The organism is Streptomyces sp. GC420, assembly GCF_009916105.1.
In the GTDB taxonomy this organism is placed as follows: Bacteria; Actinomycetota; Actinomycetes; order Streptomycetales; family Streptomycetaceae; genus Streptomyces.
Genome location: NZ_JAAAXQ010000600.1, coordinates 1 through 3085, shown reverse-complemented (window position 1 = coordinate 3085; position 3085 = coordinate 1). Strand labels below are relative to the sequence as shown.

Here is a 3085-nt window from a genome sequence, read left to right as displayed (position 1 = left end):
CTGCCCCCGCACCGCCCCCACCCACCGTCCGCGGCGGGGCGCCGTTGGGCCAACCGTGGGGTCCCCGGCCGTTCCGCGTCCGGTCGGGCACGCCCACCGGCAGCATCGATCCCGTGGTGGTGAGCGAGGGGGCGCTGCGGGCGCATCTGGTGGCGGCGCGGCTGGCCGGGGTGGTGGCGACCTCCCGGGAGAGGTCGCTGCGGAGCTACCGGCTGTTCGCGGCCCGGGACCCGCGGGTGCTGCTGGGGCTGGACCCGGAGCGGCCCTGGGGCCTCGGGGAGCTGCTGCGGCTGATGGCCGACAGGTGCGGGGTCTCCGACGACCCGGAGTACGTGGCCGGTCCCGACGTGATCGATCCGGAGCTGACGCTGAGGGCCCTGCGGGCATTCGCCGACCGGGTCGGGGAGGCCGCCGCGCGGCGCTCCCCCGTGCTTCTCGGGACCGGGCATCCGCATCGACTGCTCGGGTTCTACGCCGCTCTCGCGGACGCACTGTCGGCGGCGGGATGTGCTGTCCTCACCCCGGCGGAGGGTAGACGTATCGACATAACGACCCGGTTCGGCGTACGCACGCACACGCTGGGCTACGTACGGGGAGTCGCGTTCGTCCGCGAGGCGGAGGCCCGTCGCCCCGGTTGTGAGACCGGCGCACACGCCCATTCACCGCTGCCGGTTCGCACCGCGCTGATGGCCGCCGCAGACGCCGGCGGGCCGCTCCCGGGACTGGTGGTCGGGGACCATGGATGGGTCTGCGGCGCAGGTCAGCTGGGGTTCGAGGCGATCGGGCCGGCGGATACGGACGATCCGGCGCTGTTCGTGGGAGAGGCTGAGGGGCTGGTGTCCGTGGCCGTTCCGCTCGATGACGCTGTGCGGTCCGATTACTACCTACCGCTTACTCGCTATGTACTCAATCGGGCGTGTCTGTCACAGTAGGCGGCTGATGGCTGCTCCTCTTCCCCACTCGCATCACCCGCCCCTAGTCTGGGGAGTGAGCGCACAGCGACGAGGAGTCACCGGAGGGGAAGCCGGTGCCCGTCAGGTGTGCGGAAGGTTCAGGTGTGTCATGGCTGCTGCTGGCGAGAGGCCTCTGAGCGAGGTCAAGTTCCTGACCGTGGCGGAAGTCGCCTCGGTGATGCGAGTGTCGAAGATGACCGTGTACCGGTTGGTGCACAGCGGTCATCTGCCCGCGATCAGGGTAGGGAGGTCCTTCCGGGTCCCCGAGAACGCGGTTCACGAGTACCTCCGCGAGTCGTATGTGGGGGTCGAGACAGCCTGAAGACGTCCCTCGGATTACGTCCCTCACGCGGTGGCGGGTAGTCTGACCCGACGTAGGTCGTGTGGGCCCATGCTGCCCCGCACCGAGTGATGAGAAGTGAGCGAGGGTAGTCGTGGGCTCTGTTATCAAGAAGCGGCGTAAGCGGATGGCCAAGAAGAAGCACCGCAAGCTGCTCAAGCGCACGCGTGTCCAGCGTCGCAACAAGAAGTAGGCACCGAAGCGACGGCTGAACGTGCGGCAGGGCCCTCCCACCGGACCCGGTGGGAGGGCCCTGCTGTGTCCGGACCCGTTCGCCGTTCTCCGTCCTGCCGCACCCGGCAATTCCCGTGCGGTTTCCACCCGGCGCGAGACCCGGAAGAATTCCCCTCCCGGGCACATGGTCGGTTTGGCTTCACATCGTGATTCGAGAGGCCACATGGGCGGACTTCCGGCCCTTCCGTGGCCGGTGTCGTCCTGGGGGCCGTGAGGTCATCACAGCGCAACACCGAACCGCTACGGTGGCGAATACGGGAGCGCGCAGCAGGCGGGGCAGGCTGGAAGGAAGGCGCTGATCTTGGGCAAGGTCGTGCTCGTCACCGGAGTGGCACGCCGGCTCGGCGGCCGCTTCGTACGGCGCATTCAACGGGATCCGGAGGTCGACCGGGTGATCGGGGTGGACGCGGTCCCGCCCGAGCACCACCTCGGTGGGGCCGATTTCGTGCGGGCGGACATCCGCAGGCCCGCCATAGCGCGGGTACTCGCCGAGCACGCCGTCGACACCGTCGTCCACATGGACGTCACCGGTACGCCGCTGAGCGCCGGAGGCCGGTCGGCGGTCAAGGAGACCAACGTCATCGGCACCATGCAGCTCCTCGGGGCCTGCCAGAAGTCGCCCAGCGTCAAGCGTCTCGTCGTGAAGTCCAGCACGAGCGTGTACGGCTCCGCGCCCCGCGACCCCGCCGTGTTCACCGAGACCACCCCGCCCAAGTCGCTGCCCAGCGGCGGCTTCGCGAAGGACGCCGTCGAGGTTGAGGGGTACGTGCGGGGCTTCGCGCGGCGACGCCCCGACGTGGCCGTGTGCGTGCTGCGCTTCGCCAACATCCTCGGTCCCTGCGCCGACTCGCCACTGGCCGACTACTTCTCGCTGCCCGTCCTGCCGACGGTGTTCGGCTACGACCCGCGCCTGCAGTTCGTCCACGAGGACGACGTCATCGACGTCCTGCGCATCGCCTCGCACGAGCCCCGCCGCGGCACCCTCAACAGCGGCACGTTCAACATCGCGGGCGACGGCGTGCTGCTGCTCTCGCAGTGCTCGCGGCGGCTGGGCAGGCCCACCGTGCCGGTGCTGCTTCCGGCGGTCACCTGGTTCGGTTCCGCCCTGCGCACGGTCGGTGTCACCGACTTCTCCCCGGAGCAGATCCGGCTCCTCACCCACGGCCGGGTGGTCAGTACGGCGCAGATGCGCGAGACACTGGGATTCCACCCGAAGTACACCACCGCGGAGACCTTCGCGGACTTCGCACGGAGCAAGGGGCCGGGTCTGCTGCCGCCGCAGAAGGTGGCCCGTGCCGTGGACCGGCTCGCACACGTCGTCAGCAAGGAGCGCACCTGACATGGCCGACGCCAAGGTCATTCCGTTCGGTGACGAACCCCGCGCGAGGCGTCCCCGGCCCGCCAAGGCCGCCAAGGCCGCCAAAGACCCCAAGGAGTCCCGGACGAGGCGTTCCGGCGCTCCGGGTACGCCGAAGGGCTCTGTGGGCGCAGTGGGCCCCGCGGCGCCCATGCTCGCGCCCGTCCCGGAGCGGGACGAGGCCCTCCCCAAGGCCCTCCC

4 protein-coding genes and 1 pseudogene are annotated in these 3085 nt (G+C 70.2%); all 5 read left to right on the top strand.

Annotation, left to right across the window (positions count from 1 at the left end; all coding sequences use genetic code 11):
• The first annotated feature begins 116 nt into the window (after window positions 1–116).
• Window positions 117–932 (top strand): phosphatase, encoded by an 816-nt coding sequence (locus tag GUY61_RS36710; protein WP_166634631.1) that lies wholly within the window; start codon window positions 117–119, stop codon window positions 930–932.
• Window positions 933–1062: 130 nt separating this feature from the next.
• Window positions 1063–1275: a helix-turn-helix domain-containing protein gene (locus GUY61_RS36705; protein ID WP_166634630.1), complete on the top strand. Its 213-nt coding sequence runs from the start codon at window positions 1063–1065 to the stop codon at window positions 1273–1275.
• 112 nt (window positions 1276–1387) lie between these two features.
• A complete protein-coding gene (locus GUY61_RS36700) occupies window positions 1388–1486 on the top strand; it encodes a 30S ribosomal protein bS22 (protein ID WP_003948845.1) in 99 nt (32 codons plus the stop codon).
• A 342-nt stretch (window positions 1487–1828) separates the two neighbouring features.
• Window positions 1829–2866, top strand: coding sequence for an NAD-dependent epimerase/dehydratase family protein (locus tag GUY61_RS36695; protein ID WP_166634629.1), 1038 nt, complete (start codon window positions 1829–1831; stop codon window positions 2864–2866).
• Between the two features lies 1 nt (window position 2867).
• A pseudogene (locus GUY61_RS36690) lies at window positions 2868–3085 on the top strand (hypothetical protein); the annotation flags it as partial.

Bases quoted from the DNA above. Each gene is read 5' to 3' on its own strand.
- GUY61_RS36705 (WP_166634630.1), top strand. From the start codon at position 1,063: ATGGCTGCTGCTGGCGAGAGGCCTCTGAGCGAGGTCAAGTTCCTGACC.